The organism is Pseudomonas sp. AC463 (assembly GCF_979253585.1).
Genome location: NZ_CEEDDZ010000001.1, coordinates 78,126 through 91,433, shown reverse-complemented (window position 1 = coordinate 91,433; position 13,308 = coordinate 78,126). Strand labels below are relative to the sequence as shown.

At 61.4% G+C, this 13,308-nt stretch carries 13 protein-coding genes; 4 read left to right on the top strand and 9 right to left on the bottom strand.

Features of this window, described 5'->3' with window-relative positions:
- Positions 1-91: 91 nt before the first annotated feature.
- The 6 genes from AC0IYH_RS00445 to pstS form a co-directional block, all read right to left on the bottom strand.
- Positions 92-706, bottom strand: a complete 615-nt coding sequence (locus AC0IYH_RS00445) for a hypothetical protein (RefSeq protein ID WP_471832844.1) — start codon at positions 704-706, stop codon at positions 92-94.
- Positions 706-1,404, bottom strand: a complete 699-nt coding sequence (locus AC0IYH_RS00440) for a hypothetical protein (protein ID WP_116627865.1) — start codon at positions 1,402-1,404, stop codon at positions 706-708. Before AC0IYH_RS00440 ends, AC0IYH_RS00445 begins: the two co-directional genes overlap by 1 nt.
- A gap of 29 nt (positions 1,405-1,433) precedes the next feature.
- Entirely contained in the window at positions 1,434-2,195 is a 762-nt protein-coding gene (pstB, locus tag AC0IYH_RS00435) for a phosphate ABC transporter ATP-binding protein PstB (RefSeq protein ID WP_010562760.1), read from the bottom strand.
- A 76-nt stretch (positions 2,196-2,271) separates the two neighbouring features.
- Positions 2,272-3,165 carry a phosphate ABC transporter permease PstA gene (gene pstA, locus AC0IYH_RS00430; protein ID WP_116627864.1) on the bottom strand — a complete coding sequence of 298 codons (894 nt, stop codon included), beginning with the start codon at positions 3,163-3,165 and terminating at the stop codon, positions 2,272-2,274.
- Positions 3,165-4,130 (bottom strand): phosphate ABC transporter permease subunit PstC, encoded by a 966-nt coding sequence (gene pstC, locus AC0IYH_RS00425; protein WP_471832660.1) that lies wholly within the window; start codon positions 4,128-4,130, stop codon positions 3,165-3,167. The genes pstA and pstC overlap by 1 nt, the downstream gene beginning before the upstream one ends.
- 74 nt (positions 4,131-4,204) lie before the next feature.
- Positions 4,205-5,236, bottom strand: coding sequence for a phosphate ABC transporter substrate-binding protein PstS (pstS, locus tag AC0IYH_RS00420; protein ID WP_116627862.1), 1,032 nt, complete (start codon positions 5,234-5,236; stop codon positions 4,205-4,207).
- Positions 5,237-5,422: 186 nt separating this feature from the next.
- Here pstS and ppk2 point away from each other — a divergent pair, with 186 nt between their 5' ends.
- Entirely contained in the window at positions 5,423-6,340 is a 918-nt protein-coding gene (gene ppk2, locus AC0IYH_RS00415) for a polyphosphate kinase 2 (protein ID WP_471832659.1), read from the top strand.
- Between the two features lie 47 nt (positions 6,341-6,387).
- The gene (locus tag AC0IYH_RS00410) at positions 6,388-6,993 is read left to right on the top strand and encodes a cysteine hydrolase family protein (protein ID WP_122772088.1); all 606 of its coding nucleotides are present in this window, start codon (positions 6,388-6,390) and stop codon (positions 6,991-6,993) included.
- A 37-nt stretch (positions 6,994-7,030) separates the two neighbouring features.
- Here the strand turns inward: AC0IYH_RS00410 and AC0IYH_RS00405 are convergent, their stop codons facing one another.
- The 3 genes from AC0IYH_RS00405 to AC0IYH_RS00395 all read right to left on the bottom strand — a co-directional run bounded on the left by AC0IYH_RS00405 (position 7,031) and on the right by AC0IYH_RS00395 (position 10,536).
- Positions 7,031-7,423, bottom strand: a complete 393-nt coding sequence (locus AC0IYH_RS00405; protein ID WP_122772087.1) for a tautomerase family protein — start codon at positions 7,421-7,423, stop codon at positions 7,031-7,033.
- 149 nt (positions 7,424-7,572) lie between these two features.
- A complete protein-coding gene (gene treS / locus AC0IYH_RS00400; RefSeq protein ID WP_471832658.1) occupies positions 7,573-9,636 on the bottom strand; it encodes a maltose alpha-D-glucosyltransferase in 2,064 nt (687 codons plus the stop codon).
- Between the two features lie 114 nt (positions 9,637-9,750).
- Complete coding sequence (locus tag AC0IYH_RS00395) at positions 9,751-10,536, bottom strand: PAS domain-containing protein (RefSeq protein ID WP_471832657.1); 786 nt, start codon at positions 10,534-10,536, stop codon at positions 9,751-9,753.
- Positions 10,537-10,723: 187 nt separating this feature from the next.
- Between AC0IYH_RS00395 and AC0IYH_RS00390 the strand changes: the two genes are divergently transcribed.
- Both AC0IYH_RS00390 and AC0IYH_RS00385 read left to right on the top strand, forming a co-directional pair.
- Positions 10,724-12,349, top strand: coding sequence for an APC family permease (locus AC0IYH_RS00390; protein ID WP_471832656.1), 1,626 nt, complete (start codon positions 10,724-10,726; stop codon positions 12,347-12,349).
- Between the two features lie 11 nt (positions 12,350-12,360).
- Positions 12,361-13,287, top strand: coding sequence for a 4-hydroxyproline epimerase (locus AC0IYH_RS00385; protein WP_116627854.1), 927 nt, complete (start codon positions 12,361-12,363; stop codon positions 13,285-13,287).
- The last annotated feature ends 21 nt before the right edge of the window (positions 13,288-13,308 follow it).

Genomic DNA, 13,308 nt, shown 5'->3' with positions numbered 1-13,308 from the left:
CGCGGCATGCCCTGCGCGAAAACAGCCTCATTGCGGCATGAATAAGTCTGATATCGACATTGCCTTGTCACGCAGTTTGATACGCTGACGATCAGCAGCGGGCCGCAATACCCGCAGCCACTGGCTTATAACCGCGTGCGGGTCGCTGCACACATGCCTTGTGCCGCAGCGGCTGTTGACTGGCAAGTTGCGCCTGCACCGCAGCCACCGCATCCAGCACTCGGTGCGCCCAGTTCGCATCCTGCGGGTCCACCACAACCACGCGAAAACCGTGGTCGTCGCCCTCAATGCGCACGCCGTCGGAATCATCCACATGCAGGTCGATATCAAAGGCCGGCGGGAATTTCGAGGGAGTGTTGGATAAACCATGCGCCGTCAGGGCATGGTTGTGCAGCACGCTGTTGACCACACCGTCCACGCGGATGCCGTACAGCATCAGCCAGCGGCGGATGTAGGACGGTGTGCGACCGGACGAGGTGTAGACCCAGATGCTGCACCCCTGGCGCCGTAGCTCACGGGTCAGGGAGCGGGTCCCGCTGCGCAGCGGCTCGCCCAGCCAACGATGCACGCAGGCCGGCAGCCGGCTATGCTCGGCCGGGCTGTGGTGCAGCTGGCAGGCCAGCGTGTCGTCGATGTCGAACGAAATACGTATGCGCGGGCGCGTGAACATACGCTTGAGTGTGTCGACCACTGGATACCTTCCCATCATGGGCGCCCCTGACAGATGGGCGCGGGTGTGTCGTCGAGGAAAAACTCCTTCGGATCAGCAGCGTTATCTTCCAGGAAAGCCGCGTATTTCTTCTTGATCTTGGGCAATTCGTACAACGCCTTGACACCATGTTTTGCCGAGTTGCGGATGACCGAGGACGGGTTGAAGTAGCCCTCGGCGTTTTCCAGCGTCAGCACAAACGGCGATAAACCTTCGCGCATCAGCAAATAACTGACGATCAGCGACCCACTGCGATGATTACCTTCAATGAACAGCTGCGGCTTGCTGAGAATTCGCACGTAGACCCCGGCGGCCCGCTTCCACACCGATTCGCTGTGGTGCCGGCAGTACCAGTTGTACAAATCCTTGATGCCACCCTCGACGTTGTTGAAAAAATGCTGTTCGGTCGCCGTCAGGTGATGGGCATATTCCTGCCGGCGTAGCGGGTCTTTGCCGCAGAGCACGGTGGCGTTGATCTCCAGCATCAGGTTCAGCTGCTGCAGGTCAAACAGGTCGACGCCGCGTGCCACATAGTCGTCAATCAGGGCATAGCCATCAAGCACATTGTGTAGCACCTCGTCGGTCAAGGGGTCGCGCGGCTCGGTAAAGTCCTGGCTGAGCGCGGTGAAGCGGCGCTGTACCTTGCGCAGCGCGCGCTCAATCGCGGCCAAGTCGAGGCGACGTGCGGCAGCCATCGGCTGTCCTGAAAACGGTAGCGGCATAGTCAGCTGAACTTGCCGCTGATGTAGTCGCCGGTCATCTGTTCACGCGGGTTATCGAAAATCTGCGTGGTTGGGCCCATCTCCACCAGATAGCCGGTGCGCGTGCCCTGGGAAATGTCCACCGAGAAGAACGCCGTGGTGTCAGCCACGCGGATCGCCTGCTGCATGTTGTGGGTCACCAGGGCGATGGTGTAGTCCTTCTTCAGTTCAACCATCAATTCCTCGACCCGGCGGGTCGCGATCGGGTCAAGTGCCGAGCACGGCTCGTCCAACAGCAGCACTTCCGGCTCGGTGGCGATAGCGCGAGCGATGCACAGGCGTTGCTGCTGACCGCCGGACAGCGACAGGCCGCTGACCTTGAGCTTGTCCTTGACCTCATCCCACAACGCGGCGCCTTGCAGCGCGTGCTTGACGCGGTCACCGAGGTCGCCCTTGTAGCGGTTCAGGCGCAGGCCAAAGGCCACGTTGTCGAAAATGCTCATCGAGAACGGGTTGGGCTGCTGGAACACCATGCCGATATAACGACGCACCACCACCGGGTCGACGCCCTTGCCGTACACGTCCTGGCCGAGGAAATGCACATGACCCTCGAAGCGAAAGCCCTTTACCAGGTCGTTCATGCGATTGAGGCTACGCAGCACGGTACTTTTGCCGCAGCCGGACGGGCCGATGAAGCCGGTGATCTTGTTCTTCTCGATCGGCACATGGCTGTCACGGACGGCCATGAAGTTGCCGTAGAAAATCTTGTCGAGCTTGCAGTCCATGACCACAGGCGCCTGGGTGACCAACGGAGAGGCTACGTGTGCAGTGGATACGTTCAAAATTCAGGTGCTCCCGTTCTTAATACTTGGGCTTGCCGAAAATACGGCTCACGATATTCACGACCAACACGATCATCACCAACACCAGGGAGGCCGCCCATGCGAGCTCAAGCTGGTTGTCGAAGGGCATGCCGGAAAAGTTGTAAATCAGCACGGCAAGGGATGCCGTCGGATTCATGACAGCCAGGCTGCCGTCGTGATAGATCCAGTAGTTGCTGAACAGCGCGGTGAACAACAGCGGCGCGGTTTCGCCGGCAGCGCGGGCCACGGCCAACATCACGCCGGTGAGGATCGCGGGCATGCCGGTGGGCAGGACGATTTTCCAGATCACCTGCGAGCGCGTGCAACCCATGCCGTAGGCCGCGTCCTTCATGATCTTGGGCACCATGCGCATCGACTCTTCAGCGGTCAGCACCACGATCGGTAGCATCAGCACGGCCAATGCCACGCCGCCGGCCGGGGCCGAGTAAGTGCCGGTGGTCATCACCACCAGCGCGTAGGCAAATACCCCGGCCAGAATGGAGGGCAAGCCGGTGAGCATCTTCGCGGCAAAGCGCGAGGCGTTGGCCAACTTGCTGTCGGGGCCCAGTTCGGCGAGGAAAATCGCCGCCATGATGCCGACCGGCACCGCGATGGCTGCGGCGATGCCGACCATCACGAAGGTACCCGCCATGGCGTTGCCGAAGCCGCCGCCGGTTTCGAAGCCGGTGGGTGGCAGTTCGGTGAACACTTCCAGGCTCAGGCGTGCGCCACCGCGTGTGATCAGCATGTACAGCACGGAAATCAGCGGCACGCTGGCCAGCAGCGCGCCGAGCCACACCAGCGTGGTCAGCACCAGGCTGCGCAGAGCGCGGCCTTCAAAGCGGCGTTGCAGGCTGGGCAATGCAGCGCTGGGGAGAGTGAGATTCGTCATTATTTGTGACCCCGCTGGGCGTACATCATGATCATCGAGCCGATGACGTTGACCAGTAAGGTGATAGCCATCAACACCAGAGCGGCATACATCAACACCTCGATCTCGTTCGGCCCGGCTTCCGGGAAGTTCAGCGCCAACAAGGCCGCCAGGGTGTTGGCCGGGGCAAACAGCGACAGCGAGATGTTGTTGGCGTTGCCGACCAGCATGGCCAGGGCCATGGTTTCACCCAGTGCGCGGCCCAGGCCCAGCACCAGCGAGCCGAAAATACCGGTGGCGGCGGATGGCACCATGACCTTGAGAATCGCTTCCCAGTGCGTGGTACCCATGCCGTAGGCGGCTTGTTTGGTTTTCATCGGTACGCCGGTCAGGGCGTCCTGGGACACGGCGGCAATGGTCGGCAGAATCATGATGGCCAGTACCAGTGCGGCCGGCAGCAAGCCGGGCCCGCTGAGGGACGTGCCGAAAAAAGGAATCCAGCCCAGTTCGCTGTTCAGCCACGCCGTGAGCGGGCGGATCGCCGGGATCACCACGTAGATCCCCCACAGGCCGTAAACGACGCTGGGGATGGCCGCGAGCAACTCGACGATGGTGCGGAACACCGCTGCCAGCTTGGCCGGCAGGAAATCCTGGGTCAGGAAGATCGCCATGCTGACACCGAAAAAACCGGCAATCAGCAGGGCGATAAATGCACTGTAAAGCGTGCCCCAAATAGCCGGCAAAATGCCGTACTTGCCTTGGTTAACATCCCAGACGCTGCCGAACAGCACGTCAAACCCGTGCTTCTCCATGCCTGGCAGGGCCTTGCGGCCGACTTCGAACACCAGGGCGAAGACCAGCGCCAGAATCAGAACCACCCCAATGCGCGCGAGTGCGCGGAAGGTGCGATCAACCAGGAAATCCTTGGCAGAGGGCGGCTGGCAAGCAGAATCCGGGTTAACCGGTACGACAAAAGGTGTGTTCATTGGCTAGTTCCGGTACAGGGGGAAAACTCCCCCGGCATGGCTGACTGCCCACGCCGAGAGAGGCCTCACAAGCGTTACTGAATGTTGGCAGACGCTTTGCGAACCTGATCAACCACCGATTGTGGCAGCGGGATGTAACCCATCGAGTCGGCGATTTTCTGCCCTTCGGTCAGGCTGTACTCGACCATTTCACGCATGGCCTTGGCCTTGGCCGGGTTGCCGTTGTCCTTGCGGAAGATCATCCAGGTGTAGGAAGTGATCGGGTAGGACTTGGCACCGTCCGGGTCCGGCAGCCAGGCCACCAGGCTTTCCGGCATCTTCACCGCGGCCAGGGCTTCGGCACCGCTTTCGGCGTTAGGCACCACATAGTGGCCGGCCTTGTTCTGCAACTGGGCGAAGTCGACCTTGGCCAGTTTGGCGAAGCCGTATTCGATGTAGCCGATCGCGCCTGGGGTCTGGCGAACGGTGGCGGTCACGCCGTCGTTTTTCGGCGACTTGATGAACTTGTCGCTGGCTGGCCAGTTGACGGTGTTGCCTTCGCCCAGGTCTTTCTGGAACTGCGGGTTGATCGACGCCAGGTGCTTGGTGAACACGGCAGTGGTACCGCTGGAGTCAGCACGTACAACCACGGTGATCGGCGTGTCGGTCAGCTTCAGGTCCGGGTTGGCGGCCACGATTTGTGGGTCGTTCCACTTGGTGATCTTGCCCAGGAAGATGTTGGAGTACACCTCGCGTGGCAGCTTCAGGCCCTTCGGGTTGCCCGGCAGGTTGTAGGCCAGCACGATTTCACCAGCGGTCATTGGCAGCAGTTGCACGCCTTCGGCCACCTTGGCGATGTCTTCGTCTTTCATCGCCGAGTCACTGGCGGCGAAGTCCACGGTTTTATTCAGGAAGTCCTGTACGCCCGCACCGCTACCCTTGGATTGGTAATCGACAGTGACACCGGCGGTTTTCTTGCTGAAATCCTTGAACCAGGTGAGGTAGATCGGTGCCGGGAAACTGGCACCGGAACCGGTCAGGCGCACGCTTTCGTCGGCAAACGCCAGGGAACCGGCACACAGCGACACGGCAACGGCGAGTGCAGCAGACTTCATCAAGCTTTTCATTCAGGGAATTCCTTGTGGTATCGGGCTCCCGGGGACTTTGCAGCAGGTTTGTTACGTTTTTATGAAAAATGAAAGGCAAAGGCGTTTTTGTCCCTTCTTGCCGCCTCAAGTGACTGTTTTGCTGTAATTGGTTCGTAACAAATTGCGACTAACACTCTGCCATCCTCCCCCACGCGAGTGCTTCCCATGTCCTCAGTAGAAGACGCCTTGTTACTGCGCATCCACCGTGAGCTGTTGGATCACAGTGATGAAGAGCTGGAATTGGAATTGTCCGAAGACGGGCATGACCTGAATGCGTTGTTCGATGAACACGTCGGGGAAAGCCGCGAAAAGGCTGCGCGGCGGATTTATTTCAGCGAACTGTTCCGCCTGCAGGGCGAACTGGTGAAGCTGCAAAGCTGGGTGGTCAAGACCGGCGCCAAGGTGGTGATCCTGTTCGAAGGCCGTGACGCCGCCGGCAAAGGCGGTGTGATCAAGCGCATCACCCAACGCCTCAACCCGCGTGTGTGCCGCGTCGCCGCCCTGCCCGCCCCGAATGACCGTGAGCAGACGCAATGGTACTTCCAGCGCTACGTCTCGCACCTGCCGGCCGCCGGTGAAATCGTGTTGTTCGACCGCAGTTGGTACAACCGCGCCGGCGTCGAACAAGTGATGGGGTTTTGCAACGAAGACCAGTACGAAGAATTCTTCCGCACCGTACCGGAGTTCGAGCGCATGCTCGCGCGCTCCGGCATCCAGCTGATCAAATATTGGTTCTCGATCTCCGACCAGGAACAGCACCTGCGTTTCCTTAGCCGCATCCACGATCCGCTCAAACAGTGGAAGCTCAGCCCCATGGACCTGGAGTCGCGTCGGCGCTGGGAAGCCTATACCAAGGCCAAGGAAATCATGCTCGAGCGCACCCACATCGCCGAAGCGCCGTGGTGGGTCGTGCAGGCCGACGATAAAAAGAAGGCCCGGCTCAATTGCATCCACCACCTGCTGGGGCAGATGCCCTATGAAGAAGTGCAGCTGCCGACCATCGAGCTGCCCCAACGCGTGAGGCAGGAAGACTACTCCCGCAGCCCGACGCCACCGGAGCTGATCGTGCCCGCGGTGTACTGAATATGATCTACGATTAACGGCCTACGGCTTTCTTATCGGAGAACACCATGACCCCGCACACCACAGCGCTTGTGTTGATCGAATTCCAGAACGACTTCACCACCGAAGGCGGCGTGTTCCATGACGCCGTCAAAGGCGTCATGCACACCTCCGACATGCTGGCCAATACCGCCACCACCGTGCTGCAGGCGCGCAAGCTCGGCGTGAAGATCATCCACTTGCCGATCAGCTTCGCGGCCGGCTACCCCGAGTTGACCACGCGCGACTATGGGATTCTCAAGGGTGTGGCCGACGGCAACGCGTTCAGCGCCGGCACCTGGGGCGCCGAAATCAGTGAGGCACTGCCCCAGGAAGCCGGCGATATTGTGGTCGAGGGCAAACGCGGCCTCGATGGGTTTGCCACTACCGGGCTGGACCTGGTGCTGCGCAACAATGGCATCCAGACCCTGGTGGTGGCGGGCTTCCTCACTAACTGCTGCGTCGAAGGCACGGTGCGCTCGGGGTATGAGAAAGGTTACAACGTCGTCACCCTGACCGATTGCACGGCGACCTTCACCGACGAGCAACAACAGGCCGCCGAGAACTTCACGCTGCCGATGTTTTCGCAGACGCTGAAACACACGCAGTTCCTGGAAGCGCTGGCAGCCCAATAAAAAAACGGGCGACTCATTCGAGTCGCCCGCCTTTGCCTTACAACGTGGCTGCGTACTGCATTTCACCGTTGCCGAACGACCAGTCCTCACGCTTTACATCCACCAGGCTGATCCACACGTCCTCCTTGCGCAGGCCGGTTTTGGCGTGGATGCCGTCGGCGATGAACTTATAAAAGGCCTTTTTCACCTCAACGCTGCGACCCGCGCTCCAGGTGACCTGGATAAATACAATCTTGGGCGTGTAGGTCACGCCCAGATACCCATCGGCCGGATACACCAACTCATCCTTGGCATGGCGATTGATGATCTGGAATTTGTCATGCTCGGGCACATTGGCCACGCTGGTCATCGCCGCATAGATCACATCGCCGATGGCGGCAGCGGTTTCAACCGAGGTGTCGGCAGCGAGGTCGATTCGAACTAAAGGCATTGGAGAATCCTTGGCAGGTCGGTGGCCAGCCCAGATGGGTGGCCGGTGATGACTAAGCTAGGCCTGCCAAACACTATCATCAAGCGCATATTTAACAACAATCAAAATAATTATTACGCATAAAGTGTGGGAGGGGGCTGCGGTGTTCGTTACATTGGGGTAGCGCTGATCACGCGTAGCGCAAGCCCTTCGTAGGAATCCAGTGTGATGGTGAAGTCACCCTCGGCCGTCAGGTCGCCTTCTACCCGCTCGTTGATGATGTCCACCACCATCCCCGCCGCAATCTCGGGCAGGTTCAGCGTCTCGGTAATCGGCGTGGCGCCGAAGTTCAGCGCGGTGATTTGCGTACCCTTACCGGCCGGCAATTCGTGAACCATGATCAGCAGCGCCGGGTTCTGCACGTCTGGCACCAGAATCTGGCGGCTCGCGGCAATGTCGTAGGCCCGGCGTACCGCGAGGATCTTTTGCAGTTGCGAGGCGAACGACTCCGGGTCCTGCAACTGGCTGTTGAGGCTGCCATACAGGCTTTTCGAACGCGGCATCTGGCCAGCTGAGAGTTCGGCCTCCGGGTTCAAGTCCACCAGGTCGTAGGCACCGCGATGGATCCAGCGCGTATCGCCATCCTCCATCAGGTGCGCCACCTCATCCGCCGCCAGCGGCAGCGCGCCCACCAAGTCCCAGCCCGACAGGGCAAACACCCCTGGCTGCATGGCGTTGTACATCACCAGCAGCAAATGGATCTGGCGGATCTGTTGAATATCCGCCGCGCTGATCGCCTCCAGATCACGAATACCCAGCGCCGCCGTGATGATGCTGGCCGTGGTACACGACACACCATTGGTCACGAACTTGAGGTTATACGGCGCATGCTCGCCGGCCAGGCGCTCATACATCTGTTCGCGGATGTGCTCGCGCAGGATATTGCCGGGGAAAGTCTGGCCCTGGTAAAGAAAGCTGTCATGGGCATGCAGCGTCCAGAAATGCACCAGCTCCAGGGTCAGCTCATCGTGGTTCTGCAAGGCGTGGATCAGCGAGCCGGGGTCGATGCCCTGGCGATGCATCTCGCGCAGCATCAGGCGCAGGAACTCGGCATCGCCCATCAGCAGCGCATGTTGATACGCCGGGCGGGTGATGAAGTCATAGGACAGGTCGGCGCCGCCATGGGACATCGACGCGATGTCATCCACGGTGAGGTTCAACTCCTGGAAGCTGAAGCCGCCGGCCTTGCGGATCGCGCCGCCGAGCAGCTGGTTGCCGGTGATCGACAGCGGGTGGCTTTCCGACCAGGCGGTGCCATCGAGCTTGCGCTCTACGCCGAGAAAACCGTTGGCGTCCAGGCGCAGGATCTTCGCGCCCATCACGTCGATGGCATGCAGGGCGTCGCCGATGATCATCTGCTGCGCGGCGAAGGTCGGGTCCAGCCAGTTCAGCGACGGTTGGCCCTCCTTGAAGTAATGCAGGTACACCCAGCGACGTGGCTTGCCATCCACGCCCACTACGACGTTGGTGGCGCTCCAGTCGGTTTCCTTCACGCCGGGCTCGAAGAAGATCACGCGCTGCAACTGGCCGACGATGTAGTGCTTGTCACGCAGGGCATCCACCTGCGCCGGGCTGAGGTTCTGCGCATCGCGTCCCTCGGCCACCTCGGGCAGCAGCGGCCAGTCTTCCTCGCGGATCTCGACCATGTGGTAAAGACCGGGGTAATCCTCGTAGGCCATCTCGGCCAGGCGAAAATCCGCGCCCTTGCCGGTGTGGGACGGGATCACGTCGTCGATGATCACCGCATTGTGCGCCGCCGCCATGCGCGTCAACGCCTGCAACTGCGCCTCGGTGCCCAGTTGCGGGTCGATCTCGAAGCTGATGCGGTCGAAATTGCCGTCGATGGTCGGCGTGTGCCTGGAGCCGGTCAGGCCACCGGACTTTTTCAGCGGGCCGTTATGAATGCCCTGGATACCGATTTTCGACAGCGCATGCCACAGCGCTTCATCCCCCAACGCCTCCAACACCGTACCGCCCTCGCGGGTCACAATCGACGCGGGGTACGCGGTAAACCACACCGACGACAGGGCCGACGCATCGCGCGGCCGGGTCTGCGCATACGGCTGCTGCCACAACCGGCCCTGGCCCGAATACAGCTTGGCGCGCTGACGCGCCGCGTGCAGCATCGACTGTTCTACCAGCCAGTTGACGTGGTTGTTTTCAGCTGCGGTCATATGCCTGGTACCTGTTGTGGTGAAAAGTCGCTCGTAGACATATGAGGCGTTCAGGGCGCATTCGTTGCATCGAAATCGCTGCGCGAACCCAACCCCCCAAAGTGAGCGTTGGCGTTATGGCTCGCCAACCCCGCCGGTGGCCTGCCGATACTGCCTCGGCGTAAACCCCGTCGACGCCTTGAACTGCCGGGTAAACGCGCTGTGATCGGTGTACCCGCACTGCAACGCCACCTCGGTGATCGGCAGGTCCGTGTGTAACAGGCGATGGGCATGTTCCAGGCGCACTTTCTGGATCATCTGCCGGGGCGTGAGGTGGAACACGCGCTTGCAGTAGCGCTCCAGTTGCGCCACCGAAATCCCGGCGATGCGCGTCAGCTCGCCCAAGGTCACGCGGCGGTTGAAGTGCGTGCGGATGTGCTCGTCCACGGCGGCCAGGCGCTGATAGGCCGGATGGGTCTGGCTGGCCGATTGCAGGTCAACGGAGATGCCGGCGAGGCCAATGATCTGGTGTTCGTCGTTGTAGAGCGGCCACTTGTGGGTCAGGCACCACCCCGGTTCGCGGGTGCCGTAGAGGTGCAGTTCGAGCTGGTCTTCCAGCACAAAACCCTGCTCCAGCACACGCCGGTCCTGCTCGGTGTAGCCCGGCCCAAGCTGCGCGGGGAAGACTTCGGCGCTGGTCTTGCCCAGCAGCGGTTGCAGCTGCTTGAGGCCGCAGCGTTGCACCAGGGTGCGGTTGGCGAGGACGTAACGCGCATCCAGGTCCTTGATGAAAATCGCGGCGTTGGGAATCACATCCAGCATCGGCAACAGCTGCGCCACGCCGGCCAACAGCTGCTCGATGCTATGGGGAGGATTCGCCTCGCTCCCTTGGCAAAGGGTCGCAAACGCGCTGTGCATCATCACTGTGTATCCCCTGCTGAATGCCTCGACGCGTAGCAGATTGCCCGATGCCCGGGGCGCTGTCGAGCGACGCAGACTGTGCTGAATTCGTCATCGATGTCGGCAAAAAACATCAATCGCCAGCCTACCCGTGAGTTCAGGATAGCCCCACTGCTGCCTATCCAAAAACTCACAAGAAGGCGACGTTATGTCAGCTCAAGGCAAGTTCAAGAAACAGTTGTCCCTGATGGACCTGACCTTTATCGGCTTGGGTGCCATCTTCGGTTCCGGTTGGCTGTTTGCAGCCAGCCATGTGTCGGCTATCGCCGGCCCGGCGGGGATTATTTCCTGGCTGATCGGCGGTTTCGCGGTGCTGCTGCTGGGCATCGTGTACTGCGAACTCGGCGCCGCGTTGCCCCGCGCCGGTGGCGTGGTGCGTTACCCGGTGTACTCCCACGGCCCGTTGCTGGGTTACCTGATGGGCTTTATCACATTGATCGCGTTTTCCAGCCTGGTGGCGATTGAAGTGGTTGCCTCACGCCAATATGCGGCAGCGTGGTTTCCCGAGCTGACCAAGGCCGGCTCCAGCGATCCGACCACCCTCGGCTGGCTAGTGCAATTCGCCCTGCTGTGCCTGTTCTTCATCCTCAATTACCGCAGCGTCAAAACCTTCGCCATCGCCAACAACCTGGTCAGCGTGTTCAAGTTTATTGTGCCGCTGCTGGTGATCGGCGTGCTGTTCACCTTCTTCAAGCCGGCGAATTTCCAGGTGCAAGGCTTTGCGCCGTTCGGCCTGTCGGGAATCGAGATGGCGGTGTCGGCGGGCGGGGTGATTTTCGCCTACCTGGGCCTGACGCCGATCATCTCGGTGGCCAGCGAAGTGAAAAACCCGCAACGCACGATTCCGATTGCGCTGATCCTGTCAGTGCTGCTCTCGACCGCCATTTATGTGCTGCTGCAAACCGCATTCCTCGGCGGCGTACCCACCGAAATGCTCGCCAACGGCTGGGCCGGCATCAGCAAGGAACTGGCGCTGCCCTATCGCGATATCGCCCTGGCGCTGGGCGTGGGCTGGTTGGCCTACCTGGTGGTGGCCGATGCAGTGATCTCCCCCAGCGGCTGCGGCAATATCTACATGAACGCCACGCCCCGTGTGGTCTACGGCTGGGCGCAGACCGGTACGTTCTTCAAGATTTTTACGCGCATCGACGAGAAATCCGGCATCCCGCGCCCGGCGCTGTGGCTGACCTTTGGCCTGTCGGTGTTCTGGACCCTGCCGTTCCCGTCCTGGGAAGCGCTGATCAATGTGGTATCCGCCGCGCTGATCCTCAGCTACGCCGTGGCCCCGGTGACCGTCGCCGCCCTGCGCCGCACTGCACCGGACATGGCTCGCCCGTTCCGCGTCAAGGGCATGGCCGTGCTCGGTCCGCTCTCATTCATCATCGCCGCGTTGATTGTGTACTGGTCCGGCTGGAGCACCGTGTCGTGGCTGCTCGGCCTGCAGATCCTGATGTTTGTGGTGTACCTGCTCTGCGCGCGCTGGGTGCCCACCGCGCATATCAACCTCAAGCAGCAAGTGCGCTCGTCGGCCTGGCTGATCGGCTTTTACGCGGTGACTATCCTGCTGTCCAAGCTGGGCAGTTTTGGCGGCATCGGCGTGATAAGTCACCCGTTCGACACCCTGGTCGTGGCCGTCTGCGCCCTGGGCATCTACTACTGGGGCGCCGCCACCGGCGTGCCGGCGCACCTGGTGCAGTTGGAGCATGAAGCCGACGAAAGCGAAGCCGTCGACGAGCCCCACACCCGCGCCCCGCTGACCCCAGCCACCCACTGATGGAGCGTTTTATGAAGCAACTGCATGTGATCGACTCCCACACCGGCGGCGAACCCACGCGCCTGGTGCTCACCGGTTTCCCCGCGCTCAAGGGCGCGAGCATTGCCGAGCAGCTGGACAACCTGCGCAGCGAGCACGATCAATGGCGCCGCGCCTGCCTGCTGGAGCCGCGTGGCAACGATGTGCTGGTCGGCGCGCTGTACTGTGAGCCGGTCACGCCGGGCGCCACTTGCGGGGTGATCTTCTTCAACAACGCCGGCTACCTGGGCATGTGCGGCCACGGCACCATCGGGCTGGTCGCGTCCCTGCATCACTTGGGCCGGATTGCGCCTGGGGTGCATTTGATCGACACGCCGGTCGGCCCGGTCAGCGCCACCTTGCATGAGGACGGCGCGATCACCCTGGGCAACGTGCCCGCCTATCGCCATCGCCAGCAGGTGCCGGTAGACGTGCCGGGGCATGGCGTGGTGCACGGTGATATCGCCTGGGGCGGCAACTGGTTTTACCTGGTCTCGGAACATGGCAAGAGCCTGGACATGAGCAACGTCGACGCCCTCACCGACTACACCTGGGCGATGCTCAAGGCCCTCGAAGACCAGGGCATCCACGGTGCCGACGGCGCACTGATCGACCATATCGAACTGTTCGCCGATGACGCCCACGCCGACAGCCGCAACTTCGTCATGTGCCCCGGCAAAGCCTACGACCGCTCCCCCTGCGGCACCGGCACCAGCGCCAAGCTCGCGTGCCTGGCCGCTGACGGCAAGCTCGCGCCCGGCGCCACCTGGACCCAGGCCAGCATCACCGGCAGCCAATTCGAAGGCCGCTATGAATGGGACGGCGAACGCGTGCGCCCGTTCATCACCGGCCGCGCCTACATGACCGCCGACAGCACCTTGTTGATCGACGAACAAGACCCTTTCGCCTGGGGCATCTGAGCCCTCTCTTATTTGACTGAA

Bases quoted from the DNA above. Each gene is read 5' to 3' on its own strand.
- AC0IYH_RS00445 (WP_471832844.1), bottom strand. From the start codon at position 706: ATGGGAAGGTATCCAGTGGTCGACACACTCAAGCGTATGTTCACGCGC.
- AC0IYH_RS00440 (WP_116627865.1), bottom strand. From the start codon at position 1,404: ATGGCTGCCGCACGTCGCCTCGACTTGGCCGCGATTGAGCGCGCGCTG.
- pstB (WP_010562760.1), bottom strand. From the start codon at position 2,195: ATGGACTGCAAGCTCGACAAGATTTTCTACGGCAACTTCATGGCCGTC.
- pstA (WP_116627864.1), bottom strand. From the start codon at position 3,165: ATGACGAATCTCACTCTCCCCAGCGCTGCATTGCCCAGCCTGCAACGC.
- pstC (WP_471832660.1), bottom strand. From the start codon at position 4,130: ATGAACACACCTTTTGTCGTACCGGTTAACCCGGATTCTGCTTGCCAG.
- pstS (WP_116627862.1), bottom strand. From the start codon at position 5,236: ATGAAAAGCTTGATGAAGTCTGCTGCACTCGCCGTTGCCGTGTCGCTG.
- ppk2 (WP_471832659.1), top strand. From the start codon at position 5,423: ATGTCCTCAGTAGAAGACGCCTTGTTACTGCGCATCCACCGTGAGCTG.
- AC0IYH_RS00410 (WP_122772088.1), top strand. From the start codon at position 6,388: ATGACCCCGCACACCACAGCGCTTGTGTTGATCGAATTCCAGAACGAC.
- AC0IYH_RS00405 (WP_122772087.1), bottom strand. From the start codon at position 7,423: ATGCCTTTAGTTCGAATCGACCTCGCTGCCGACACCTCGGTTGAAACC.
- treS (WP_471832658.1), bottom strand. From the start codon at position 9,636: ATGACCGCAGCTGAAAACAACCACGTCAACTGGCTGGTAGAACAGTCG.
- AC0IYH_RS00395 (WP_471832657.1), bottom strand. From the start codon at position 10,536: ATGATGCACAGCGCGTTTGCGACCCTTTGCCAAGGGAGCGAGGCGAAT.
- AC0IYH_RS00390 (WP_471832656.1), top strand. From the start codon at position 10,724: ATGTCAGCTCAAGGCAAGTTCAAGAAACAGTTGTCCCTGATGGACCTG.
- AC0IYH_RS00385 (WP_116627854.1), top strand. From the start codon at position 12,361: ATGAAGCAACTGCATGTGATCGACTCCCACACCGGCGGCGAACCCACG.